Source organism: Acinetobacter chengduensis (assembly GCF_003664645.1).
Classification (GTDB): Bacteria; Pseudomonadota; Gammaproteobacteria; order Pseudomonadales; family Moraxellaceae; genus Acinetobacter; species Acinetobacter chengduensis.
Window position 1 is genome coordinate 1 of record NZ_RCHC01000019.1, and the last position, 24,357, is coordinate 24,357.

General features: G+C 43.2%; 21 protein-coding genes. 2 read left to right on the plus strand and 19 right to left on the minus strand.

Translation table 11 applies throughout. The features are described 5' to 3' along the window. Positions 1 to 100: 100 nt before the first annotated feature. The 7 genes from D9K81_RS14525 to D9K81_RS14555 form a co-directional block, all read right to left on the minus strand. Positions 101 to 940, minus strand: a complete 840-nt coding sequence (locus tag D9K81_RS14525; protein WP_121523463.1) for a hypothetical protein — start codon at positions 938 to 940, stop codon at positions 101 to 103. Positions 941 to 1,079: 139 nt separating this feature from the next. Further along, complete coding sequence (locus tag D9K81_RS14530) at positions 1,080 to 1,913, minus strand: glycoside hydrolase family 19 protein (protein WP_121523465.1); 834 nt, start codon at positions 1,911 to 1,913, stop codon at positions 1,080 to 1,082. After that, entirely contained in the window at positions 1,913 to 2,224 is a 312-nt protein-coding gene (locus tag D9K81_RS14535; RefSeq protein ID WP_121523467.1) for a hypothetical protein, read from the minus strand. The genes D9K81_RS14530 and D9K81_RS14535 overlap by 1 nt, the downstream gene beginning before the upstream one ends. Positions 2,225 to 2,319: 95 nt before the next feature. After that, complete coding sequence (locus D9K81_RS14540) at positions 2,320 to 2,796, minus strand: hypothetical protein (protein ID WP_147433938.1); 477 nt, start codon at positions 2,794 to 2,796, stop codon at positions 2,320 to 2,322. Between the two features lie 148 nt (positions 2,797 to 2,944). Continuing rightward, complete coding sequence (locus D9K81_RS14545; protein WP_121523471.1) at positions 2,945 to 3,703, minus strand: hypothetical protein; 759 nt, start codon at positions 3,701 to 3,703, stop codon at positions 2,945 to 2,947. A gap of 10 nt (positions 3,704 to 3,713) precedes the next feature. Continuing rightward, the gene (locus D9K81_RS14550) at positions 3,714 to 4,505 is read right to left on the minus strand and encodes a hypothetical protein (protein WP_121523473.1); all 792 of its coding nucleotides are present in this window, start codon (positions 4,503 to 4,505) and stop codon (positions 3,714 to 3,716) included. A 122-nt stretch (positions 4,506 to 4,627) separates the two neighbouring features. Then, positions 4,628 to 11,107 carry a DEAD/DEAH box helicase family protein gene (locus D9K81_RS14555; RefSeq protein ID WP_121523475.1) on the minus strand — a complete coding sequence of 2,160 codons (6,480 nt, stop codon included), beginning with the start codon at positions 11,105 to 11,107 and terminating at the stop codon, positions 4,628 to 4,630. A gap of 322 nt (positions 11,108 to 11,429) precedes the next feature. Here D9K81_RS14555 and D9K81_RS14560 point away from each other — a divergent pair, with 322 nt between their 5' ends. Beyond that, positions 11,430 to 11,651: a TA system antitoxin ParD family protein gene (locus D9K81_RS14560; RefSeq protein WP_121523477.1), complete on the plus strand. Its 222-nt coding sequence runs from the start codon at positions 11,430 to 11,432 to the stop codon at positions 11,649 to 11,651. Positions 11,652 to 11,654: 3 nt separating this feature from the next. Further along, positions 11,655 to 11,954 (plus strand): type II toxin-antitoxin system RelE/ParE family toxin, encoded by a 300-nt coding sequence (locus D9K81_RS14565; protein WP_121523479.1) that lies wholly within the window; start codon positions 11,655 to 11,657, stop codon positions 11,952 to 11,954. A 48-nt stretch (positions 11,955 to 12,002) separates the two neighbouring features. On the opposite strand, the gene D9K81_RS14570 is transcribed toward D9K81_RS14565, so the two are convergent. The 12 genes from D9K81_RS14570 to D9K81_RS14630 form a co-directional block, all read right to left on the minus strand. After that, a complete protein-coding gene (locus tag D9K81_RS14570; protein ID WP_121523481.1) occupies positions 12,003 to 12,368 on the minus strand; it encodes a hypothetical protein in 366 nt (121 codons plus the stop codon). Positions 12,369 to 12,480: 112 nt separating this feature from the next. Beyond that, complete coding sequence (locus tag D9K81_RS14575) at positions 12,481 to 12,843, minus strand: hypothetical protein (protein ID WP_121523483.1); 363 nt, start codon at positions 12,841 to 12,843, stop codon at positions 12,481 to 12,483. A gap of 198 nt (positions 12,844 to 13,041) precedes the next feature. Next, entirely contained in the window at positions 13,042 to 14,220 is a 1,179-nt protein-coding gene (locus tag D9K81_RS14585) for a SprT-like domain-containing protein (protein WP_207667516.1), read from the minus strand. Continuing rightward, the gene (locus D9K81_RS14590; protein WP_121523487.1) at positions 14,217 to 14,795 is read right to left on the minus strand and encodes a hypothetical protein; all 579 of its coding nucleotides are present in this window, start codon (positions 14,793 to 14,795) and stop codon (positions 14,217 to 14,219) included. The genes D9K81_RS14585 and D9K81_RS14590 overlap by 4 nt, the downstream gene beginning before the upstream one ends. A 77-nt stretch (positions 14,796 to 14,872) precedes the next feature. After that, positions 14,873 to 15,664, minus strand: coding sequence for a hypothetical protein (locus D9K81_RS14595; protein WP_121523489.1), 792 nt, complete (start codon positions 15,662 to 15,664; stop codon positions 14,873 to 14,875). Between the two features lie 3 nt (positions 15,665 to 15,667). Then, on the minus strand, positions 15,668 to 18,712 hold the full coding sequence (locus D9K81_RS14600) for a defense against restriction DarA-related protein (protein ID WP_121523491.1): 3,045 nt from the start codon (positions 18,710 to 18,712) through the stop codon (positions 15,668 to 15,670). A 117-nt stretch (positions 18,713 to 18,829) separates the two neighbouring features. Next, on the minus strand, positions 18,830 to 19,477 hold the full coding sequence (locus D9K81_RS14605) for a hypothetical protein (RefSeq protein ID WP_121523493.1): 648 nt from the start codon (positions 19,475 to 19,477) through the stop codon (positions 18,830 to 18,832). A 5-nt stretch (positions 19,478 to 19,482) separates the two neighbouring features. Continuing rightward, positions 19,483 to 21,057 carry a PTS sugar transporter subunit IIB gene (locus tag D9K81_RS14610; RefSeq protein WP_147433939.1) on the minus strand — a complete coding sequence of 525 codons (1,575 nt, stop codon included), beginning with the start codon at positions 21,055 to 21,057 and terminating at the stop codon, positions 19,483 to 19,485. Between the two features lie 179 nt (positions 21,058 to 21,236). Then, complete coding sequence (locus D9K81_RS18590) at positions 21,237 to 22,322, minus strand: hypothetical protein (protein ID WP_207667517.1); 1,086 nt, start codon at positions 22,320 to 22,322, stop codon at positions 21,237 to 21,239. A gap of 3 nt (positions 22,323 to 22,325) precedes the next feature. Then, entirely contained in the window at positions 22,326 to 23,219 is an 894-nt protein-coding gene (locus D9K81_RS14620) for a hypothetical protein (protein ID WP_121523497.1), read from the minus strand. Next, entirely contained in the window at positions 23,219 to 23,653 is a 435-nt protein-coding gene (locus D9K81_RS14625; RefSeq protein WP_147433940.1) for a hypothetical protein, read from the minus strand. Before D9K81_RS14625 ends, D9K81_RS14620 begins: the two co-directional genes overlap by 1 nt. Before the next feature lie 10 nt (positions 23,654 to 23,663). Then, positions 23,664 to 24,305: a hypothetical protein gene (locus tag D9K81_RS14630; protein ID WP_121523501.1), complete on the minus strand. Its 642-nt coding sequence runs from the start codon at positions 24,303 to 24,305 to the stop codon at positions 23,664 to 23,666. Positions 24,306 to 24,357: the final 52 nt, after the last annotated feature.

The following is a 24,357-nucleotide window of genomic DNA, read 5'->3' on the forward strand; positions in this document are numbered from 1 at the left end:
GACTGCACTCTCTGAATAAAAGCTTATTCTGATCTATACGGCGACATATCTTTTTTTACGTTCCCATAAAAAAGCCCGGATCAATCCGAGCTTTTTTAGGCTATCCAGCCATATTGTAATATCTCGCACATCCATGCAAAGACACATCATGGCCCCAAAGCATTTTCACAAGATCAATATAGCCATCTTTAACATTTGGATTGACCTTAAACTTAACGTCTATTTTTGATTTATCAAGAATGTCATATTCTGGATACCAGTCATTTCCTGTTATTTTTTCATATTCTTCAGGGGTGTCTGGGTAGCCAAGAAGTATGAAATTACCATCATTCAGCGGGATTCCATCGTATCTATCTAAATAGTTTTTATAACTCCCATCCGCCCCATACCCAAGACGAGTAAAGAAGGCATGGTCACTATATAGAGAGAATGTGTAACCACCGCTAAAATAGTCGCCTAGAAAAACTTGATCTTTGTTGTAGCGTGACATATCGGTGCTAGAGTTGTATGCCCACCACCTTGTAGCATCTGACGGACTCCACTCATTTAACTTTGTTTCTTTCAGTTCACCATTGACATAGAACTCAGCCAAAACTGATATGCCTCCAAGACCGTCATAACTAAAATTATTCACTGGCACGATTAATTCGGTTGGCTGACAACTTCCGCCAGCTTCAGCTACTCGCTGTACCCACACAAAAGGCACACCAGTGGCCAAAGCGTCTTCAATGGCCACATAGTCCATATTTTCGGGATCATAGCCCAGCATTGCACGTACGTTGCCAGAATGGACCTTCATGGGCTTGTCAAAACGTCCACGTTTAAATTGTCCAGTAAAAAAAACGTTATTTAAGCTATCACGGGGATCGGCCTCAGATTTGTCGGTAACTGCGCCGTATTGAATCCCAGCTTGCCCTTGTAAAATCTTAGAAACAGTCATGACTGTACTCTCTGAATAAAAAAGAAATTTTGATCGATACGGCGACATATATTTTTTTACGTTCCCATAAAAAAAAGCCCGGATTGATCCGAGCTTTTTTTGTGCGCATTTACTCAAATACGCATTTACTCATTTTAGATTAATACAAGTAATTCCAAGCTTTTAAGAAATAGTCTTTTACTTCATTCAGCCCGTTACTACCGCCATTAATGGCCTTACGGCATTCTGTGATTTGCATACGTTTGGCCAACTTCCCGCACCCTGCATCTTTCCAATAGAACAATGCAGACTTGACTGCAATTTCAGGTTCTGCAATACGCGCAGGGAAATTAACTAGATCCTCATTAATTGCCTTGCTTAAACGCGTGTAATTGGTTTTACCTGTAGTTTGAATAATCCCACCGCCACGGTATTTCCATGCATCACCATTGCCGACTCCATTGCCCATACGGCCACCATAGACGCGCTCACAAATAGCCGGCTGGCCCTTTGCAATAAGTGTTTTAGCGGCTTCAACAGAGCCAATATATTTCTTAAACGTACGTTGCAGGTTTTCTGGCTTATAGTTGAAGTTTTCGCGCAAGTCTTTGGCATTAAAGCCCATCGATTCGACTAGCGTATTTGCCAAAAATAGGCAGACTTCAGCTTTTGTATTAATGCCATATTCTGCTGAAAGTGCATTAATGTATTGCAGAAACTTGGTATTAGCACCGGGATAAATCTTTTTAAGCGCTTCAGCTGTAATAGTTGGCTTAGGAATTAAGCTATTGAAAGCTTCATAACTACCAGGACCAAAAGCCCCATCGATGGCACCTGTATAAAGTTTAGCGTCTTGCAAAATTTTCTGTACTTTTTTGGCTGTTTCAGGCGTCATTGCTTCAATAGCACGTAACGATCCTAAACCAATTTGGCCATCGATGGCCCCCGTATACAGATTGCTTGCTTTTAAAATAGTTTGGATTGCTTTTAGCATTATTTAATCCTTTTTAGAAATTCAGTTGGCTGGGCCGGTAAACTTTGCGCTTTAGGGTGTTTTGTTTTAATCAAGTGGATTACACAAGCAATCACTACAATCGAAAGTAAAAACAGCGATATGGGCAACGTATAGGTACCTGATCGCAATCCAGCTAAGCCGGATACAATCAAGCCCACGACCAGCCAGTTACAACGTGTACTAGCTGTATTGATAATTTGATTGGGTAATAACACCGCAAGAATTGCGGAATTGATGATAACCAAACAAAGATATGGATAGATAACTACAAAATAATCGATTAAAGACATATCAAATGCCCTCACAACAAGCGTAAAGCTCAAGTAAATTTAAGGGTTTTGTGGCAGTGTGGCCGTTGTAACGAAATAAAAAGCATTTCATATCTTTAGCCGTTTTCTGTAGAAGCGTTGGCTTCTAATTTCTTTAGAAGTTCCTCATCCACGCCAAGGCGTAGCCCGAATTTTTGTACCAATACCGCATGCACTAAATGAATTACCGCAGGCGAAATAAAAGATACGGCGCCCACATAGATAGGGGTTAAAAGCGTCAGTGCTTTGTCTACATGAAGACAAAACAAAAACGCAATAAACCCACCAGCAATACATACGGGCGCTTTTAGCCACATTGGCAGCGGTTTGCCACCATAGACCGGCGTTTTATAAAACACGCCAATAAATGAGCTGATAATCATTAAAAAGATGCAGGCCGCGACAAGTAACTCATCGCTATATTGCACTGCAAATTGGCCAAGGCCTGAATCCTTGGGTTTGCTCACTTCAGCAAGCGCTAAATTGGCCTGCTGAAGAACAGCCACAACCAGCGAATAGCGGATTGCAGCACCAAGTAAAGCGGGTTTTTTCACATTCACCTACCGTCTATTTAAACATTTAATAATGTTGTTCAATTGCTTCCCAACATTAGTGAGCATTGTTTCACGGGCTTCGATATGCTCTTTATTTTCGTTCCACGCTTCAGACTTTGGATAAATAAACATGAAGTTAAAGCCGACCTTAAAAACCTCCATTAAACTCATCCCCGAGTTCCGCTGAAGTCTGTTTGCTTCCTTCAACCAACGTTGAAAACAATCGTTTTGTGAATCCTGTGAAAGTGGAATCAATCTGAAATCGCGCAGGTTCGCTATCTAGCCCCCCTTTCGCTTCGTACAAAGTGACGCCTTCAGAGTCGAATCCAATAGTTAAAAGCACATTGAGTTCGTCTTGGGCTTCAGCATATTTTTCATATAGTTGATTGAGTTCGTCTTGGCTAAGTTTTTGAATGGCCAAAAAGCGACTTTTGATAATTTTTGACGCTAAAACTTGGTCGGTTAAGGGCTGAATGTATGGGAGTTGGTCGCCGTACGAAATTTGCAAAGCCATAGCCCCCAGCATCCAGTCGCCTATATCTTCTGCAATGACTTCAAGGGCTTCAATTTCACACCCATTCAGCTGGCGCACACTAATATCACCAACCGTCACTTGCTCTTTCCATGGTTTTGCATCTAAGTGCAAATAGTCATTGATATTTACATCCACGGCTAAATCATTTTCTTTTTGAGCACTTAAATAATGTAATAAGCAAAAATATCGTTGCTGACACGTCATCGTATACGGCGCCGTATCATCATCAAGTGCATGGCGTAAAAAGCCAGAAAGTTGGTGCTCTTTAAGTCGTGGATTTAGCTTGGCCAATGACAATATTTCACCGACTTCAAGCTCATTCATAACAATGTTGATATTGCCCGCAGTGATTGATTGAAAAGTTTGTTTCACAATTGGTTCCTTAATATAAATCTTTAATATTTGCTTTATCAAAAGCCTGTCGGCTTACTAGCGTTACATTGGCTTCCACGACCAGCCGGTTTCCGTCTGAATCCATAGGCGTGATAAGTGGTGCCGCGACACTTTCAAGTAGCAACGGCGAATAGCGTTTTTTTCCATACGAAAAAGAGACAAAAGGCGGTACTTCAGACGGGAAAATTGACTCAATGCTGGGGTTGTCTAACATATTGTCAATAAAACCGTTGGCCAGCTTTGCGGGTAGCGACCATTGCTGAAGCATAGCCACTTGATGCTCAACTTCATGCAGGCCATCGCGCCATGCTTCAAAAAACAGAATAGCATTTAGACGCGCAGAACTTGATGAAACATAAATTTGAGTCGAATTAATCTTAGTGAAGTTTGTTCTGCCTTCTAGCTGGTTCATCTTGTCTTTTACGTCATCAGATAAACCTGTTGCCTCTTTCCCCATTGCATTGACTAAACCGCCAAAAAATTTATCGACAGTATTCACCCAGTCGCCAGCCTGTAGCATGCCCATCAGCACCGGTAAACGGCTCTCTGGGTTGCTGTTCTCAAATGGGGAGTTATATTGACTTTCGATTGATAAATCGGCATCAAGGGCCAAGCTAGTTACCACTGGGCTGTCTTCAATTGCCCGCCCTTCTTTGTCGCAAAGTCGAATTTTCCCTAAGAACATAGGGTTTAAAAAACCCCAGTCGCTTGCCTTTGGTGAAAAGTCGTGCGTGGTAGTGCTGGCTTTCTGTGTATTCTCTGTCTCTTTAATATCTCTCATACCGTGCTCTATTCCATACGATGAGATAATTTTAGGAATATCGGATCAGACAATTTTTTATTGTTCCCAGATTCATACATGCAAAAAAAAAGGCCATCTAAATGGCCTTTTTCTCTTAATGCTTATGCTAGTAGGCGCACGGCCTCATCATCCAGAACGCTAAATAAATGCTGTGCAAATACTTCAGGATCTAATGGGATAGGCGTTAACTTATAGGCCTTGGCCAATGTCGTTTTACCGATGACATACTGTTCAGGAATAATCACAGAAGGTATAAACGTTTCATCTTTTTCTTTGGCCAAACGGAAACGCTCGTAACCGCTTAAGAGTACATAAGCATTGCCCCGCTCTTGTACTACGATTGGCGTCTTCAATGTCGCTTTCATTTCACGGTGAATATATTTAGTGAGATCAACTTTAATTTGCTTCACTGGTACCCGCTCAAATACTCCATCATGTTGCCAGCCGTCATAAGCATCATGCGTGTGAGGCATGATCTTTTGCACGTCCTTCAGCGACTCCATAATCGATTTAATGTTACGTGCATAACATTCAAGCGTATTTGGATCTTTTGAATTTTCATATACAAAACGGTTAGCAAGCAGGGCTTCGCGAATTTCAGGCGTTGTCACACCCACACCCGTTAAAATATGACTGCTACGGAATGGAGATAACACAAGGCCATATTCCATAAGTTGCTCATCTGTACGCAATTGGCGCGGAGCTAATTGCACATCGCGAATCGCTTCAAATAGATCAACATTGCTACTTACGTGTGAATAATCAAGATTGCGCATATTTGGCGCCGTATCTGGGCTTGCATGACGTTCAAGAATTAAAATAAACGTGTTTACGCCTGTATTTGCATTCTCAAAAGTCGATGAAGGCAATGTAATTCGCGCTGCGGTGTAAAACTCACTACCTTCGCGGGATGCATGCCACGCCTCAAGGCCTCTTTCAAGATTAGCCGATTGCGGGATTAGAGCCACTACACGCCCACCTTCGCGCAGATGCTTACATGCTTTTTTAAGATGCTCTAACGCCAAGGCACCAGCATGGCCAAACGGCGGGTTCATCACAATCGCGTCATATTTGATCATTGTATTATGATCTTCAAATGAGCCTGTCTCGATTTTTGCAGTGGTATTGGCCAGTTGTGCACGTGCGGCCAATTCTACAGATGGCTCAATCATTGTGCCGTTTGCATCTGCGGGGATCCATCGACCAATTGCACCGTCACCTGCCGATGGCTCCAATACATCATCACCTTTATGCACGCCGGCCCATTGCATCATTTTTAAGCCAAGCGGTTCGGGGGTTGCATACCAGTCTTTACCAATCTTGTCCTTACGCTTGTCGCGGTTTTTACCCTTGTTGTAGTAAAACGTTAAGGCTTTATCAAACGGCGTCATACGCGCAATACGTGCGTTTTCTTCATCGTATTCTTTACCGCCCTTGCCGTCTGCATCGCTTGGTTCAAAGTATTCTGCATTTTCATAAGCATTAATGATGCTGTCGCGGATACTAACCACAGCATCATCACCCTTGGCCAAGTTATCAACCGTTTCAGCACGTTGCGCAATGGTGTTCGCAAAGGCAGAAGTTTCCCATTTTGTACCCGTGGTTAAATAACGCTGAATTGCATTAGAGGCTTGGCCAACACGGTAAATACGGCCTTCAGTCTGGCGCAGTTTTGCAGGTCGCTTAGGAAGTCCCAAGTTGAAAATAACACGCTGGTGCTTGCCAGTCGTATCATGAAATGAAATACCCGTGGCGCCTGCATCTGACTGCACAATAATCAAGTCACGGCCACTGCCGTCTTCATTGAATAAATCCGCATTTTTAGCACGCTGGCCCTTGCTCACCCGGCCATTGAAAAGCAGCGCATTCGGGAACGCATTTGTGAGTGTTTCAATTGGCGATTTAAAAGATAAATTTAGCTGTACTAAATCTGGGTGCTCTTTAGAAAAACGCTCATATTGCGCCTGCATGATCTTCACCCGGTTAGAATCATCTGCATAATTTCCAAAACCCATAAATGAGAACGGACTAAAACCGCCACCCTCGTTGTAGTCGTGGAATACCACTACTTTACGATTAAGTGCAAAGCTCTTTTTGATCTGATCCACTACCGCATCAGCTTTAATAGCTTCAAGTAGACGTTCGCGGGATAAGTAGTTAAAACGACTTAATACGGCGCGTAATAAGTCGCCATAGATATAATTGCCGTCATCGTCTTTACTCTCCCAAAGCAAATCAATGCCCCGGTCAATCTCTTTACCTGCTTCAGACTCGATAAGAATAAATTTGCGGTCATAGTCAAAATTAACAACCAATTCACGGCCAGATACGGCGCCTTCAGCTTTCAGCTTATTCGCGAACTCGCGCTCATTGACGCCTGAATCAACTTTGCCATCTGGTCGTGTAAGTTTGTTGTAACGCATGGTGTAACCAAAGTTACGCATATAGAAATTAGAGCGGTCATCACCTGAATTGTAGCGAGTGCCTTCTGCTTCATCATTCCAGCGCTTTTCTGGTGCCACATAATCAAATAGATAGCCTTCAGCCCATTCAATCGTTTTAATATAGCTCCATGGCGTTGCAGATAAGAAAATAACTTTAGTACGGCCAGCGGGTTGAGTATTCCAATTTTTCTTCCAGATCTTCTGCTGTTCTGCCTGCTTTAATTGCCAAGCATCATATTCGGGTCCTGGTGCATAAGAATTACCTTCGACTTGCTGTGTCTTTTGGGTGCCGTCTGCATTCATAATTGGTTTATTGTCTGCATCAAACATTGGCGCATCGACCATAATTTTCGGCGGACGCTCAGCACGATGACGGTTATCAAACCAGTCGTAAAAGCCCATGTGATGCCCAGTTAAAGCACGGATTTTACGCAATGCCGCAGTCTCTTTGCCTTCTTCAGATTGCATCAAGTTATGCGACTCATCGACCACGATTAAATCCCAGTGCTTATCCGCCAATGTTTCATTTTGGCCAAGGTTCGCATAAGTGGTAGCAACAATAGAATGCTTTTCGCCGCCATTGTCATCAATACCATTTAACTGGTGAATGTTCAGGCCTAAAGGCTTACCAGACTTCACAAAATCACGAACAATTTTATCGTTCATAGAGACAATTAAAATATTGCCTTTGCCTGCACTTACAAAGCGTTTAACTAGGCCAAGCCCGGTAAACGTTTTACCTGTACCAGTACCATTGGTAAACAAAATACCGTTTTTATTACCAGTCAGCAGACGCTTCTCTGCTTTGGCCACATCGTCTTGTTGCTCTGGGAGCAGGTAGGGCAATGTTTTGCGAATGTTATCAATATCCGCCCATTCAACTGGGATGCCTTCAGCGTCTTTTTGTAGTTGCTCTTTTTCGCTTAATTCGCTTCCAGCTGTTTTAGCAGACTGAATAGCGTGTCGATCTCGGTCGGCTGTAGTAAATGATCCTTGCTCACCATCAGCACTGCTTCGCTTGCCGTCATTGGTTGCAGAATTTGCTGAAGCGAAATTGCGTTTTCGTTTACCAGCATTTGCGTGATTGCTTCCACTTCCGATACCTGAAGCATTACCTTCTGATAAGCCATTACTAGCGTTTCCGATAGGCCCGTTGCTTCCATCTGTGTTGCTTGTGCTTCCAGCCAATGCGCCAGCTGTACCTGATTCATGAGTAGCACCGTTTTTACTTCCGGTTCCTGCACCCAATTCGCTAGTGTCTGTCTTACTTGGATCGGTAGCTGTTCCATTTGTTTGTCCTTTTTTCAGTAAAATTTGTTCTGGGGTTAATAGGGCGTCATCAATGTTGGCCAAGTGCTTTAAACGTACAAACCAGCCTTGACGCTCATACATGAAGGTATAAGGATCTAAAGCTTGTGCATCCGCTTTATATTTCACAGTCTCAAAAGGTACAACGATACCCTGAAGTGTTTTACCCTTTTTAGTTGTGTAGTTCACTAGCGGGTTGACTTGCTCAAAAGCGGGCGCCGTACCCTTATACATAAGACACGCGAGTGCAAGCTTCAGCATTTGCAATGGCTGGTTATTGTTAAATGCCTGCTTTAATTCACTCAGTAGACTTAATGGCTTATCCATCGTCATAGCACTATTAGTTGAGTCATCATAAGCATTTAAAGATTGCGCCCAGTCTGTTGCCAAGCGTGTTTTAAATTCCTCAATTGTGAGTTCTGAAATGCTTTTCAGGCCTTGCCAATTTTCATCATAATTTGATAAGTAAATTTGCTTTGCATCTTTCTCATCAGTCGCACCTAAAACAATTTTGTGTTCATCAAAATCGCCTGTTTTTGGGTTGATTTGATTAATAACAAACACTGGCCCATTTAGGTTTTGAGCATCATGTTTAATAAACACGTCCAGTTCATCACCGTCTGCGCCTTCGGTACCTTCAAAATAACCATAGTGATGCATCATTGTGTTTTTCCATGCATCGCCGTTCTCATCGGTACCCGCACGAATAGAGCCGGCCGGGTTTTCAATAGCGATTACCATGCCGTCAAGTTGCACCTTACCTTTTAGATAATTGCCACTGATCTTGTCTGCATCGCTTGGCTCTGCAATACCATTTACGGGTGAAGTGGCACTTTGAGCGGCCGCAACTTGAATTGCATCTTTTTGGCCTTGCTCTGAAGTGCTGGTACCATCAAACATATTAATTTGTGATTTACTATCGCCGTATTCTTCAAGTAACGCCCGATTTGCATACGATACGGCGTCTAAAATGCTGACGGGCTCCGGCTCACCAAACAAGCCCATATTTAAGCCGTCTACAGCAGACTTTTCCGCAAAACTTGCCATCGCCTTAAATGCAATGCTTAGTTTTTTCGCACTTCTGGCATTGGCCATGATAAATACAGCCAGCTCCCCCACACCTTCAGGCAAGTCGCCAAATAAACCCAGCTGGCTAATGTATTCTGATATTGCGTGATTATTGTATTTAGCCTTTTCGATTAGATTAGTCGCATCCAAAATGGCGTTTACAATGCGTTTGTCTAATGACTTTTCAATACTGTCAACAATGCTACTTGAAACGTCTTCTATCTGCCCCTTCATCGCGCCACTTACTGCCTGCGCCTCAATGAACTTAGGTGCGGCCATTGATAACGCATTCAGTACGTTTTGTAGGTCAGATTTCGTTTGATCTGCAACCATTTCAAGTAGACGATCATCGTTATAAGCTTTACTGAATACGGCGCTTTTGATGCGCATGACAAGGGCTTGAGTAGGCTTGCCATCTGTAGTGATATATTGCGCCGCTTCATCTGGGCCAAGACTATCCAAAAATCCAGAAATGAACTTGCTATTGCTGGCTGAAATAAGATTGCCCGACTCATCTGGATTAAATAGCTCAAGCAAGCCCGCTGTTAAGCGCTTCGCATCGCTCTTTGCACGCTCAGTAGCACTGTAGCTTAGCTTGTCATCTTGATTGGCCTCTACGGCGAATTTAGAGCGATCTGTCTCTGTTTTTCGCACTCGAACAAGCACGGGCTCTTTCATGCTTTCAATTTGCGCCGTACTTAAGCCTAAATATTCAGCATTTTCTAGCAACCAAGCGCGATATTCATCCGCTTGTCCTGTTTTGTACGCCAACTGAATTGCAATACTGCGACCATTACCAGATTCAACTACCCGGTCTGGGCCGATAATAGGTGCCCCAGAGTCGGCACGGCTTGAACGTCCCAAGCTTTCCGGGTCCAGGTCTTTTGCAATGCTATGGATCTGTGCTTGGCTTGATTGGCGCGAACGGTCACGCGGTTGGAGCTCTTGCGGATATGATTTATTTGCATTGCCTAAATGATCGTGCGATGCAATCAAATCGCCCGCTTCAATAATTGCCAAGTTAGTGTCAAGACGTGTGCCTTTGGCTGTTTTTACTTTGTTTTGACGGCCTTCAATCAGCATCGGTTTTGTTGCTGTACTACTAAGAATTGTAATATTTAAGCCATCAAATACGGCGCTATCATATTCATCTTGTGTGCTATCAAATCCCGCCACTGGTGTTACGCCTTCATACTTTTGCGCATCCCGCGTTACCTGCGCCTGCTGGTCGCTCATAATGTTGTAAGCCCATTTTTGAGTTTTTGAATCAATAGCTACAGATACACAAAACTCAATAGTATTTCCCGCAATTTCCGCCTTAGCCTGCAAATAAGCAAAATGCTTATAATCTCTTTTTTGACCTGAACGGGCTGTTTCAATATGGGTGCATTTACCATTTTCTAGTGCTTTTAAAAGGCACGGAATTAACATGCTCCGTTCATTTTTACTGTCTAAGCCACGTTTGATTTTCCCCCAGCTATCGCCGCTATTTACTGAAATTTCACCTAAAAGTGGGTGCTTTACAGTATTACCTTGAATATGGCTTTTAAAATACTCGCGTACTAAATCAAAATAATTCGGGTTTGGAGTGTTTTTAGCAAAATTTTCTCTTGGTTTATTTTCCTCAATTTCATTGCCAGTCAATACTGCTACCAGTGGCACAGAACGGGCTTTCTCGGCCTGCACCTCTTGGTGAATTTCCTTCGCATTTTTCAGCAAATCAAGACTATTTGCTGTGCTCAATAAGATCTGAAGATCCATAACATTTCCATTCATTAAGAATGCATGAAGGATATGGCTTTATAATTTGGGCATTTTTTTTTATTCCCAATTTGACAAACTATAGATTTAGAGTTAAATTTTAATCAAAGGCGTCTTGATCGATTGGCTTCCCCAATCCGCAAGACACTTTCAAAAGAGCAATTCCACATAGAGGGCTTTTCCCACTCGGAATTGCTTTTTTTTGCCTGAAATTTACCATCTGCTTTTAAAATACTGCTCCGAAAAATGGCATAGGTTGCATTTGGTTGCACTTAGTTTCTTTTAGTTGTATATTTTACTTATTGTATATGAGGATAAAGCAATGGGTGCTACAGCAGTTAAAATTGATAGCGCATTCCTAAGTCAAGCTAAAGCATACGGCGATGCACAAAGCCGAAGCGCTACAAAGCAAGTTGAATATTGGGCGCGTATCGGCAAGATTGCGCAAGATAACCCCGACCTAAATTTTAATGATATTTCTGATATTTTAAACGGGATGGCTCAAGTAAAAGCAGGCATGACAACCGCTTATAAATTTGGATGATCCATGGATATTAGACAAACTTCTCAATTTGAACGGGCAGTTAAAAAGCTCAAAAAGCAAGATAAAGCCCACCTAGACGAAGCAATTAAAGAAGTTTATTTAAATCCAGATATAGGTGAAAAAAAGATAGGCGACCTCGAAGGTGTAAGTGTTTATAAATTTAAAATGAATAAACAGCCTGTTTTACTTGCCTACTCAGTGGATGAGGAAAGCTCAGAAGATAACCCTGTATTAATTCTTTACCTGCTCAAGCTTGGCAGTCATGAGAATTTTTATAGAGATTTAAAAAACGATTTAGATTAAGCCCATAAAAAAAGGCGCCGTATATGGCGCCTTTTTTATGCGTAAAATTTATAATAGATCTTTATATGATTTGTATATCCCAGAGCACATATCCGCTTTTTCATATTGATTAATATCTGCATTCGCTGAATGTACGGCGGAAAGGGTCGTATTATAGATTTTTTTCTGGCCAAACTTCTTAATGCATTTATTGTTTGTATCTGTGTAGTGATTCATCCACGCTTTATTGATTTCATAACGGCAATAATTACTTACTGTCATCAAGTAGCCGAACAAATCCGCCGTATCTTCACAAAACTCTAAATCTAGGGTCTTCGGATCTAGTGGCGGAGGCGGTTTACTTGAAGTTCCCTTGGCATAACTTACACCTGTAAGCATTGATAAGCACAGCCCCAGCATAATTACTTTTTTCACAAATACCCCCTGATAAAAACAACCCGTAAAGTTACAAATTGTTTGTACCAGCGACAGCAATGTAAATACAAGAGAAAGTTTAGTTTTTTACTAGATGGCAAATTTTTAAAGCCTATTCTTTTTGAAGATCCTCCCCCACATCCCAGCAGACTTCCTTCCATTGATTTAAATTCAGCTGTTTAGCCTGTTCGCGTGTAACGGTCATAAATATTGGTTGCATCTGGTGGTGCTGTATTAACAAAAGGTTAAGCTTAGCGCGTAAAGGATTCATGGCTAAGTTATTAGCGATAATCCTTTCCTCATCAATGTTGGGCCTGATACGGCGCCATGCAAAGTATTCACGTACGTTCTCAAGATAATTAGCATCCGATTGCTTAACCACTTCTTCCAATCGCTCCATTGCATCCTTATTTTGCACATCAAAGCAGGTTAATGCCTCTGATAATTCCCATGACGGATAGCCAAAAATACTCATTTACTCAATTACTCATTTAATCCGAAATAATACGCTTGCTTCTCACTGGGTCGCACTCACAACCACGGTGAGTGCTAAATGGCGTTTTAAGTCCGTTCCCATGGCACCAAGCCTTATGCATGGCACGGCGGTGCTTTATCTCGTCAGCAGTCTGTTTGGCCAGAAATACAAATCGATCCATATTGGCTTTACCCGGCATTAGTTAGCCTCCACATAGGCGACTTTTTCACAGCCTTCGACTGCACATAAAATCATGCTGTTTGGAGCTCCCCACATATTATGGTTGCAGGTCGGGCATGAGTATTTTGAACGGTTAGAGCTATTTAATTTCTTTGGCTTGATTGGATTGCCGTCTTCATCTTCAGGCAGTGGGTCTTCAATAAACGATAGTACCTTTGGGTCTGCGCCAGTATTGCCTTCAGGCTTGCGCAAGCGTTCGGGTATATTGTTTATTGCGTTGGATACCCTCTGGATAAAATCAGCTTCAGTCATTGGCGGAAAGCGGTCAAACCAAGATAAAGAAAATTGAGTGGATACCAGCTCCAAGCATGCCTGCTCAAATAAACCGCCTTCCTCAATGTAATGCGTCATTTTCTGGCCGACCTTTTTACCCTCTTTCGTTCCAGTGGTCGAAGGTACCAAGCCAACAGATAGCATTTTGTCTGACCACTCATGATTGTGGTACCCGCTACGCGATGGTGTGCCGAATGCAGATTGCCATAAATGGCATTGCTCATGCACTAGCGTGGATAGTGTCTCCGGGATAGAACGCACACCAAAAAAAGCCGGATTCAATGCAATTTCATCTAGCTGCTCCCCTTCCGAGTTCACGAAACGGCCTTCTGCAAAATATCCGCGTGACCGCTTGTCACGTTGCATTGTGATTAAGCATTTTGGTAATTCACCGTCAAATAAGCGCTTATTGAAAAAATCGAAGGCTTGATTTAGCTCATGATAAACGTCCAGCGTTGGGCTTCTTTCTGTATTGTGCAATACAATTCCAAAACGGGCGCCCTTGTCTGTTTCTATGCGTACCAGTGGAATACCTAGAAATGCCTTAGAGCCGTCATCAAGTAGGGCGCCGCCTTGCTCTTGCTCTGTGATTGCGTTGAATTGTTTTTCAGTTATCAACTGATTGGCGACAGCAAAATATTCAGACTCAAGGGAGTAAATAACCTTAAACCCCATGAAGCTATCCGGCTGGCCACTTTTCCCGCTGGCAATTTCGCTAGGCATCATCATAGAAAGATTGTAGCGCTCAATTAGAAGGCGCTCCCTATTGCCCAAAATGGCAAAAGCTGGCCATTCTGCATATTTATTGCGAAATAGCATGCCAAGCGAAACGATTTGAGTTTTGATTTCCTCTATGGTGTTCATTGATTATTACCCGCTTGAAAAGTAACAACCTTGTCTTGCTTGTGGCGTGCCAGTGTTAGAAGCAAATTATTTTCAATGTCGGTTAGTTTTCTGTGTGGCTTATGGCAGATATACAGCGTATTTTCACCCATTCCACCAAGCCCCCACATATCTATTGTTTTTGCAAAACAGATACGGCGCCCATCTATCGCCTGAAAAGTAACGCCATTGCGAGTGATATGCATCAAATTACCGATGGCGCGAAAATCGTCTGATTCTTGGATTTTATCCCGGTAATCTAATAAAAAAGATCTTAAATCGTATGCCATTCTGTCATTGGCGATGCACATAGTTGTGCTTTTGGGATTGGTTAGAAAGTTGAATAAAACAAGCTTATAAAAGGCGCGTCTTGATTCATGGTGTGGCAAATCATCATTAATCTTAATTCGATCATGATCCAAAAGTTTATTTAAAATATACAGTTCGCTATCAGTCGTTTTTAACCCCATCGCTTTAAAAAACGCGGCCGGGTTTCCTCTTAACTCTGTAAGCTTTGCATTCAATTCTGTTCTTTCAGCATCCGACATATTGCTCATATATTTTCCAAAAAAAATAAGCCCAATTTAGGGCTTATTTTGATGATGAAAATAATATTGAACTGGTTAGCGAATAATCAATTAAGCGCAGTAATAACCGTGTTAGCAATGACTTTCGAGGCTTCCGGGAGCAGATAGTGGCTTTCATCTTGCTCTGCATATTCAATCGCCCGTTGAATTAACGCCGCATCCACTTCGGCACCTTCAATGACAGATTGATAGAAGGCCCCAGCCTCATCGGCTGGTGAGTCAACTAAATCGGGCTGTGCTTCATCCTCAAATTCAGCATTAGCTTGAGCGTTCTGCTCTTGTGCATCTGGCAATGGTTGATCATTTGCCGGGTACATATCTTCATCGCTTGCGATATCAAGTGCTTTAGGCCCAACGATAAGGCGTCTTTCAGCATAAGCCCATTCTATAAATGCCCAGACTGGACTGCCCGGCAACAAATACTTGCCGATGCGCATGCCGTCAGGATGCTTATTGATGTAAACGCCGTAATTCAGATCCATTTCCAATTGATCACGCAAGAAAGAAGCATCACTTCCTTTTAGCTGGGTACGGCGTAACTCATGCAACAATTCATTGGTTTTGGTTTGATCTTTAATAGAGACTGCATAGTCTTTAACAGATCGTTCAAAATCAAACTGAGGGCGCAGGCGCACAGCTATTTCAGTGTGCTTTTGCACTAATTCCAGCAATGAAGTATTTGCACCATCGACAGCAGGCTGAGCAGTTAACTCTGCAATGATTTCGTCAATGCGTTTTACTTTTTGAATGTAATCTAAAATGCCTAGTGTACCTGTAGCCACATCATTCGCGATTTGATCAAGCTCCGCAGTGAGCTTTAATTTTTGCATTAAGTTCATAAATTAGCCCTTCACCGATTTAGCTTTTTCCATTTTGGCCGTCATAATTAAATTAAGTGCCTGCTCTAATTTCGCGTAAATAGGCGAGGTCGTGTCCTCTGCATACTTTTCTGCTACTGCGGAAAATTCGTCCATATCCAGCCCAGCCAAATCAGCCTCACCAGAAATTAACTGATCAAGCCACAATTCGTCTTTATTGCCTGCCACTGGCTCCGCTCCTATATTTTCTGCCGGTAGTGGATCTTCAGCACCATCTGCCGGCAGTGGATCTTCAATCGTTTGCTGTTCTTTAATCGCTTGCTGTTCTTCTTGCCACTCTAAAAGCATATTAAGTTTATCAATGGCTTTTTGGCGTAATTCTGGCGTGCCACCAATTTGAAACTCTAACTTACTGCGAATATCTTCAATTGGTAAGCCTGCAAATAGAGCATTGGAAGCAGCCATGAATTGCTCATCTGTAAAGCTGGCCATAAGTGCACGGGCTTCACGGGCTTGTGAAACGATTGCAGCACGGCGGGCGCGGTAGTGTTCTTTCGAGTCAGTAAAAGCCGGCTCCCCCTGGACCACTTCTGGCGCCGTATCGTTTAGGCCCAGAAAATCATCACCTTCAATAAGCTCTAAACGTGCTTTTGCCACTTCCCAGCTATCGCCAACACCTTTAACAGCATTGCCAAACGTTTGCAGGCGATGGGCCAGCCAAGACTTAATGCCATTCAATGTACTGGCATAACCACTGCCAATTGAATCAAGGCTTAACGTCACATCGTATGCATCACCATCACCCAGCTTTTTAATTTTCACAGATCCAGCAGGCTTACGTGCACGGGGATTTGTACTTTTGATTTTATAGCGAGTCTCAAGAGTGGCTTTTGGTGTTTCTTCTACTGCAAGACCATTTTCTTTTAAGATGCTTTCAACCTTGGCCAACTTTTCTAAAGCCACCTGATAAGCCGATTCATCTTGCTGTACAGATTCGCTTTCCAACTGCGCTTTTAATGCAGTTTGGTATAAACCGTTAGCTTTCAGGTAATCCGGGGATGAGCTATTGCCTGCGGTATCTTTGATAATTTGTGTACGGCGTTTTACCACTTCAGCATCAAATTCAGCACCCTCTGTAGGTAGCTTAGCGTTAGTTTTAAGCCAGCGTAGATACTGCTCTTGGTTTGCCAGTTTTTCGTCAAAACTCCATTCGCTTTGAGCTTGTACGCGTTCAACTGCATTGTCTGACCACGGATTTAATTTGCCGTTTTCATCGCGTAGTGAATCAATATCTGCCTTAACCTGCTGTTTTTTGGTCGCTTCAGCTTGAGCCACTTTATTTTCTACAAGCTCTGCCGGCTGTTTCAGATTGCCTTCAGCCATAAGCACAGACGTTGAATAATCTGCGGTCGGCATTTTGGCCATAGCAGAATCATTAAAACTTTCGGTGCTGAATTGTGCTAGTGAATCACGTGTAGCGCGATATGCATCCATAGCTGAGCTAAAGAAAAATACTTCTTTTCCGTCAACTTTTGCAGACACAGTAGCACGGCTGTTCATTTCTACAGTTTCAAAACGCGCCCCACCCAATGACGTTGCATTCTCAACTACACAAAACAAACGATTATGCTTGTCAAACAGTAGCTTAGGCGTTGCTTTTAAAACCATGTGTGAATACTGAGGATGGCCAATTGTGATTAAGCCATTTTGCTGGAAATAGGGATCATCCAAATAAGCCAAAACATAGCCACCATCAATGACTTTAGGCACATAACCCTTTAACCCGGTATGAGATAACCAACGCTGGCAAGTCGAACGCATTTTTGCCGGGCCGGCTTTTGGATAAACGTGGCCGTTTTCATCTTTAATTAGCCCATGCGCTTGTATGATCTTGTCATCTTCAGTCTGCTGTTCGCCGTCAATCGTCCCGTGCTCTGGGTTTGCTTGTGCTACCGCCGTACTTTGATCAAGTTCAAGCTGTAGTGCTGCAATCTCTTGATCTAAATCTAGCAATTCCTGTTGCTTTTCAGACTCCATTAAACCCAGCTCTGTGAGTGCACTTTCTGCTTTAACTTTTCGCTCTTGATTGCGTAAAAAGCGGGCACTGTTGGCTTCTGCAATTTTAAGCATTCGCTTGGCCAATGCTGGAATATTTACGTCTTTACCACTTTTCGGCTGTAATACGGCGGTTACATCACGCTTATTCAGCATGAATTTCCAACTTGTTAGCAGGTCGGAAGGGTTTAATTTTGCAGGGGTAGCGTCTGGATTGTGATAAACAATTGTGATGCTTTGGCCATCTGATAACTCAAAAATCTGCGCAATATTGACAACGCCATGTTTTTTAAATGGCTCTGTCTTTGTCACATTAACCGGCTTAATTTTATCGGCCGCGCTACCCATTGCAGAAATAATTCGGTTAGACAGTGCATCCATTCGAGCTACCTGCGAAACAATCGAATCGTACTGCTCCACTTCAGAGTCAGCCATAACAATTGATTTAACAACACTTGGCGGTGCTGGCTCTTGCATTAGTCGTAAAGGGTCATAACGCACCATATCAGAGACAAGCCCCGTCACATCAGAATGACTAGATAAAGTGGTTTCTCCCTTCCATACGACTGGGTGAGCAGTTAATTGCTGGTGAAGCCTGTAAAGCTCTTTGTCTGTAATGCGTGATTTAAAGCGTGCACGGCTTTCATTACTTAATAGACGATCTAAAACAAACGCAGGCGCCTCTAGCACGTCATAAGCTTGACACGCACCCACTCCACCCAAATCGCCGTTAAACGTGCTTAGGCCCACAAATATGGCATGCTCTGGGCTTGTTGCGCCCAATACGGCGATACTGCATAAATAAATATTTTGGCTATCAACAATATTTAAAATCTGCCATTGCTCTTGGTCTGTACTGCCTTCAAGTGCGATGGCCATCATTGACGCCGCCCCGCCACTGATATAACCAACGTCACCAGCACAAATATGTGAGCCACTATTATTGTTTACACCTTTGTATTTACGCTCAGATCCAGTCGGATGAGTAAGCGTAAAAATCTGTTTGCTTTTCATTTACAAGCCCTTTTGTAAGATTGCAAAAAGATTAAAGTGTTTAGAAATGGCTAATTTTTATTGTTCCCTAAAATAAAAAGGCGCCGTAATGGCACCTTTTATTTTTAGTTTGCAGGCTTACTGGCTCATAAATGGCCGTGCGCGTGCAAATGTAATAGGCAAAATTAGTGCACCACGGTCTGTAGAGTCCACATCAAGCGAAAGTGAAGACGGGTAACAAAGCATGCTGTCTTTGGTCGAAGGGCGTGCTATGCCCTTTTCTCGGTTGAATAAAGTAAATTCAACCCACATTAGATATTTAGCAGGCGGGTTAAAGGTTCCATCCCTGTTAAACATTAAGTTTTTAAGCATGCTGTGACTTTGTAAAACCAAATTGTCTTTGGTTTCAATCATGTTTAGTGTCATTTCTGGGAACTGGCGCCCAGTCACAGTATTAAAACTGTAGTTACCTGCTTTTTTTGCATCCGTGTCCACTTGCAACAATGGCCAATTCACTGAAGTCGCAAGCCAGCCGGACAGCTTATTAGCAATGAGCGGGATCTCTTTCGTTGCATTGTTTTGGTATGCACTGAATTTAACTAAGTAATATTCTTTCTGTTGCACACCCAGCGCATGCAGGTTTCTGTAGTGGCTTGCTATCTCCGATTTTTTTAATCCGGCCCAGTGGTACCCCTCATGATAAAAATCTTCTAGTGGTGCGTTATCCAAGGCATCTGCAAACTTTTTTGTTCCCATGTTTGGGAAATAATTCTCTATTTCCTTCATTGTGGTTATTCCTCATCTTCGCCGTCTTGCGGATCATCTAAGAGGCTTGCATCAGTATCCATATCAGGATTGTTATCATCATCACCGCCAAAGCCACCAGCTTGTTGGTTTAATCGTTTCTTCTCCTCATTGATAGACTTTTCAAGCGCATTTGCAAGTAGTTCGGCGTCTTCATCATCGTATCCGGCAACTTTCGTCAATTGCATGTAATTGCTATCACGATCCAGCTGTAAGTCCTTCAATGTCGCAAGGGCTTGATTCGATACCGCCATCGTTTCAGAACGTCTTTGCTTATTCGTTAAGGCTTCAGTCGTTGCGGCAGAAATATCAGAATAAAACTCGAATTTCCATGGGATTTCATGAGGCTTAAACATGTAGCCGTATTTGTAGCCAAAATGCAGATTAACAATATCGTTAAGTGTTGGCGTTAATGCTGTGCGAATATGAATAGACTTCTGGCCAATTTGCGCTGAAGTGTGAAAAGCGGCGCCATCCCCTAAGCCACCCGCCAATTGTTCGGCCCATCCCAATAGTGCTAAGTCCATGCCCAGAGCACCACACATACGGCGAACGTTAATCATTAATGCTTCAGTATTAAGCGGTGCACCACGCTGGTTTAAATCCCCAAGCGCATTAAGCACTTGCTTATCACCCCAAACTGGTAAAACGTGCCATGCCTGCGACCAAATTGTATCCCCACCAGACAGCGCGGCCTTCACGTTGTCTTTATGCTTTTGCAACATTTTTGTGAGGCCTTTTTGGTATTTATTACGCTGTTGTGGAGGCATACCAGCCACATCAATCGTTAAAAAGCCCTGCTTAACACTGTCTGCAACTTGCTGGGAGTTTAAAGCCTGCAAGATGAGTTGCACGTTTGCCCATGGTTCTTCTGCATCATAAAGAATTGAGCCCCCTGATTCTGAAGGGATGATTGGCAGTTTATTAATATCATTTTCGCTAAGCATGGACTGGTGCATGTGCTGGCCAATACGGAATTGTGGCACCGGGGTATAGCGTGGCATTTTCATGCGTACCATTTGAGTGGTCGTAAGCTTGGTAATACGGCGCTGTTCACATCCATCTTTTTCCAGCACGTGATAGCCCACTGTGCGCCCGCCCTGCTCATAAGCTTGAATTAATGGCGCTTCGGTGTATTCATTACACATTACTTGAATAACGCCGTAATTCTTTTGGCCATAAACACGTGCAAAACTATCGCCGTACGCAAAACCATAGCGGGCCATTGGGAAGGCGATTTGATTCAGGATAGGGATTAAGTATTTTGCTTCTTGCTCAACCAGTTTACGCAAGCGCTCAGAATTTCTTCCACTTTTTGATGAAATATTAGAGGCTGGTGTCATAAACACCACATCGCCACGGGATTCATGGCCACCAAGCGCAGCTGTTACATGCAGGTTTAAGGCCGCCGCGATAGTTGGATCGTGCTGCATCATGGCCCATGTTGTTAAAATTGTTCGGCGGTCACGGCGTCTTAATTCTTTTTCGCCTTCATTGACGCCCAAAGAAAACATTTCAAAGCCTGCATAGCTCTCATTAATATCGCTTAGGCCAGCAGTCATTTGCGGAGCCTCCGCTATACGTTGCTGGCCGGCAAAATTAGCAAGAAATTCTCCGAATCTGCTCATCATCAATCTATACCAAATTAAATTTGGTTAATTTTCAGTGAAGCAAGAAGGGCTATTTTTTTTCGTTCCCGTTTTTGAAAATATACAAAAAAACCGCTTTACACGGCTTTTTCTTAGTAACCCATTGCGCATACAAGCATGTCGAAGCTGTCCATTTGCGCCGTATCGAACGTTGCAAAACCTTTGGCACGTGTAGCAGTTGAGGCATTTAAGTTCACAAAAGCAGAAACTTGGCCAATGGCCACGCTTGTAATGGGCTGTGCTGTGATAATTGGTATTTTGGTAAAGCCAGCGGTAGAGATATCACACTCCCATTCGCTTGATTTCACACTGATAACGCCTTGCCACAACTTCATACGTCCAGCTTGTTGTAAGCCATTGGCTGTATAAAAATCTATTACAGCGTCCTTGCCGTGCAAACTGGCCACCCATTCAGCATGCGTCCCGATCCAGCCCTCCATCGTTGCAGATTGAAAAGCGGATAACCCATCCTTACCGGGTGCACCGTCTTGGCCAGATATTCCGGGCAGTGAAATGCCGGGTTCGCCTTTTTCACCCGGTTCGCCTTTTTCACCCGGTTCGCCTTTTTCACCCGGTTCGCCTTTTTCACCCGGTTCGCCTTTTTCACCCGGTTCGCCCTTTTCACCCGGTTCGCCCTTTTCACCCGGTTCGCCTTCATTTGATCCGCTGTTACCATTGCCAGATCCTCCACTAGATCCGCCACCAGTATTCGCAATAGGTGCTAAAGTTTCGCCTGTACCAGTCTGAACGCCCCCGTGAGGATGCGACACAACAGAAACACCACTTGCAACCATATCGCCCTTAGAAACGATTCCAGCATCGTTTACGGCGTCACCTGTTGTATGTGTTTTGGCATTAAAAAGGATCTCATCGGCATGAAATTCGATTCGCTTTTGCTTAAATTTGAATATATCAACAACACTGCCTGTCTGTTTTGTCCTAAACCATCCAACAACGGGGTTTTTAAACAGCCCGTTTTCAAAGAAGATCCAGACTTCAGGCTGATCATGTATTGGTATTTCCGTCAGTAAGTCATTAAAGCCCACCGGATACGCTAATTTAGCTGTTATGCCTTCCTCAGATCCGTTAGTAAACGGCTCAATGCTCACCTGTACCGTTTTAGCGTCTGGGTTTACGCTTAAAATTTTGCCCGGGTAATTACCGAATAAATTATCCATAGTTTAAGCACTCATTGACGCAATCCAAAAGCGTGAAGCATTCACAAAACCGCCACCAAGCGCACCGCTCTGGAACTCATGTGCGGCGGTTAAAATCAGATATTTTTTTTCATTAATTAAAAGTATTTCGCCAGCATTAACACTCATATTCATTGGTCGTGTGATAGATCCACGCGTAACCAGAATTTCATTCATGTTTTTTAATCGGCGTGCATCCGCGTTGGCCACGTACTTCACGGGTGTCTTTGCTTTTTGGGTACCTTCAACCACTGACCCATCATCAGCAATGCTCATGAATGCAGCGACTTTGTTCTGCTCAACCTTTGCATTACTCACCCATGCCACGGCACTACTGTCGATTGTTAGCAATGGCTCTTGCATGAAAAATTTACGCAAGCGTTGAACGTTAAGCTTTCCGTTTGAGAAGTAAATAGCGGCCGACTCTTGTTGCAGGCAATGCGCCACTTCGATTGTGGGAATTGCGCCGTATGCGCTGATAAAATTAATCAAGGGGATATCTTTATCAAATTTCATTTTGCAACCGCATGCGCGATATGCATTAGCAAAACTTGTGTCGTCTAAAATAACCGCTTTAGACAGTGGATCTATTAAAGTCTCACACCCGGCCAGTACGGCGATAAATGACGCTATTTTTATGCGCTTATCTTGTACGACCATTTGAGTGTCAAGCTTTGATACTTTGATGATGGTTAAGCGCGTTCCCGCCTCACCTGCCAGCACAATAGCCCCATCAATCAGGCTTTTTTCCAAGTCATCATCAAGAACAACGGAAAATTCCGCGTTTACTGGGATCGGTATTAAATCAGTACGAAAAACAGAGCGTGTAAGCCGATTCGCTGGGATAACCCGGCCAGTTTTTTCAACAATTATTCGCATTAATCCAAGTCCAATGAGTACGGTTCTTCAATAAACGCTAAGCGTGGCATTGCATCGCGTTCCTCTTTGTACATTTGCTTTGCCTCACCTACGGAAAGGCCAAACTCTTGCGCCCCTAAACTACGGATTGATTCCATGCGTTGTGCTTGCTTTAAATCAAGATTGGCTTTAATTACTGGCTCTAAAATTGCCCATTCACCTTGATCAATGACAAGGTTTTCATCCAATTCGATCACGCTATGATTTTGACTTTCAAACATGGCCCAGCCCGCATAAAAACGGCACTCTGCGAGGATGACATTTAAAATATCATCCTCGCCCAGTGAGTAGCCGGACAATGTAAGCTCGCCAAAAACTAAGCTTGTAAGCTCCGCTACCGTTCCAGCTTTTGTAGATAAGTAAACGTCTAGTCTTGATACTTGCTTAATTGTCATTTTGGCCGCCTTAGAAAATACTTTTCGCTGCATTAATCAGGCTATTACCTGCTTTAACAACATTGAGAATATTCTGCGCTTTGGAAAGTGTAGAGCTGACAGCACCAGCTGCGCCGTTGACTGGAACTTGTGTGCCACCATAAACACCAGCTGATACAGTGCCAAGCGCGGCATTTTGACCAAAATACATATAATTCATGCTGGCGCTGATAGTTAAAATCGTATTTCGACTTTCAGAGTCAATGTCACCCGGTTCAAAAGTAAATGCACAATCTATTAATTCATGTGCTTTAGTCCAGCGATTCATACGGCCATCATACAAAATACAGTTTGTGGTACCGCCGTTATTGATTAAGAGCTCTGCTAAATCAGCAATTTGACCTGTCTCTGTTTCAATCATGGTTACGGCGCCTTGGAAGGACGTCTTAGGCGTACCGGGAACGTGCGCAGCTAAACCGCCTGCATAAGCAACTTCGGCCGCTTCGTTATTCGTCACAATTGGGCGTGGATAGGTTTTTAAAAGTAACGCTACATTGGGTGCAATTTCAGGTACCAACATGGCGTTACACGCCAACATAGCGGTACCTAGCGCTTTTGCTGTTTCATAATCAGACTTATAGTCTTGCAACGTGTGAATGAATTGGGGTTGCATGATGCTTTACTCCTTGGTTTCATCATGCGGTTATTCTGAAGTTTCAAAAAAT

What these genes read in the sequence shown, in the direction of transcription:
- D9K81_RS14525 (WP_121523463.1), bottom strand. Translation starts at nt 940, where the DNA reads ATGACTGTTTCTAAGATTTTACAAGGGCAAGCTGGGATTCAATACGGC.
- D9K81_RS14530 (WP_121523465.1), bottom strand. Translation starts at nt 1,913, where the DNA reads ATGCTAAAAGCAATCCAAACTATTTTAAAAGCAAGCAATCTGTATACG.
- D9K81_RS14535 (WP_121523467.1), bottom strand. Translation starts at nt 2,224, where the DNA reads ATGTCTTTAATCGATTATTTTGTAGTTATCTATCCATATCTTTGTTTG.
- D9K81_RS14550 (WP_121523473.1), bottom strand. Translation starts at nt 4,505, where the DNA reads ATGAGAGATATTAAAGAGACAGAGAATACACAGAAAGCCAGCACTACC.
- D9K81_RS14555 (WP_121523475.1), bottom strand. Translation starts at nt 11,107, where the DNA reads ATGGATCTTCAGATCTTATTGAGCACAGCAAATAGTCTTGATTTGCTG.
- D9K81_RS14560 (WP_121523477.1), top strand. Translation starts at nt 11,430, where the DNA reads ATGGGTGCTACAGCAGTTAAAATTGATAGCGCATTCCTAAGTCAAGCT.
- D9K81_RS14565 (WP_121523479.1), top strand. Translation starts at nt 11,655, where the DNA reads ATGGATATTAGACAAACTTCTCAATTTGAACGGGCAGTTAAAAAGCTC.
- D9K81_RS14575 (WP_121523483.1), bottom strand. Translation starts at nt 12,843, where the DNA reads ATGAGTATTTTTGGCTATCCGTCATGGGAATTATCAGAGGCATTAACC.
- D9K81_RS14585 (WP_207667516.1), bottom strand. Translation starts at nt 14,220, where the DNA reads ATGAACACCATAGAGGAAATCAAAACTCAAATCGTTTCGCTTGGCATG.
- D9K81_RS14590 (WP_121523487.1), bottom strand. Translation starts at nt 14,795, where the DNA reads ATGAGCAATATGTCGGATGCTGAAAGAACAGAATTGAATGCAAAGCTT.
- D9K81_RS14595 (WP_121523489.1), bottom strand. Translation starts at nt 15,664, where the DNA reads ATGAACTTAATGCAAAAATTAAAGCTCACTGCGGAGCTTGATCAAATC.
- D9K81_RS14600 (WP_121523491.1), bottom strand. Translation starts at nt 18,712, where the DNA reads ATGAAAAGCAAACAGATTTTTACGCTTACTCATCCGACTGGATCTGAG.
- D9K81_RS14605 (WP_121523493.1), bottom strand. Translation starts at nt 19,477, where the DNA reads ATGAAGGAAATAGAGAATTATTTCCCAAACATGGGAACAAAAAAGTTT.
- D9K81_RS14610 (WP_147433939.1), bottom strand. Translation starts at nt 21,057, where the DNA reads ATGACTGCTGGCCTAAGCGATATTAATGAGAGCTATGCAGGCTTTGAA.
- D9K81_RS18590 (WP_207667517.1), bottom strand. Translation starts at nt 22,322, where the DNA reads ATGGATAATTTATTCGGTAATTACCCGGGCAAAATTTTAAGCGTAAAC.
- D9K81_RS14620 (WP_121523497.1), bottom strand. Translation starts at nt 23,219, where the DNA reads ATGCGAATAATTGTTGAAAAAACTGGCCGGGTTATCCCAGCGAATCGG.
- D9K81_RS14625 (WP_147433940.1), bottom strand. Translation starts at nt 23,653, where the DNA reads ATGACAATTAAGCAAGTATCAAGACTAGACGTTTACTTATCTACAAAA.
- D9K81_RS14630 (WP_121523501.1), bottom strand. Translation starts at nt 24,305, where the DNA reads ATGCAACCCCAATTCATTCACACGTTGCAAGACTATAAGTCTGATTAT.